Below are 379 nucleotides of genomic sequence, written 5' to 3'. Positions count from 1 at the left end.
GCTCACAATTGAACGACATGAAATAATCCTTTCTTTATTAAAAGAAAGAGTTACAGTGAAAATGCAAGAATTAGTTGATGAGACGAATGCATCGGAATCAACAATTAGAAGAGATTTAACCGATCTTGAAAAAGCAAATAAATTAAAGCGCATTCACGGAGGGGCGACACTTCTTCAAAAGAAATTAGAAGAACCGACAGTTGCAGAGAAAACGATCAAAAACAGTCAAGAAAAGAAAAAGATTGCCGAAAAGGCTGCTTCTTTAGTCGACGAAGGAGACTGCATCTTCCTTGATGCTGGTACAAGTACAGTTGAAATGATTCCTTTTTTAGAAGGAAGAGAAGTTGTTGTTGTTACTAATGGATTGTCTAATATACCC

Annotated in this window: 1 protein-coding gene; it reads left to right on the top strand. The window is 36.1% G+C overall.

Annotation, left to right across the window (positions count from 1 at the left end; genetic code table 11):
- A partial coding sequence (locus tag KH400_RS22210; protein ID WP_217228341.1) for a DeoR/GlpR family DNA-binding transcription regulator occupies positions 1 to 379 on the top strand: 379 nt, incomplete at both ends.

Source organism: Desertibacillus haloalkaliphilus (genome assembly GCF_019039105.1).
Lineage (GTDB): Bacteria > Bacillota > Bacilli > Bacillales > KJ1-10-99 > Desertibacillus > Desertibacillus haloalkaliphilus.
This window is presented reverse-complemented; position numbering and strand designations above follow the sequence as displayed.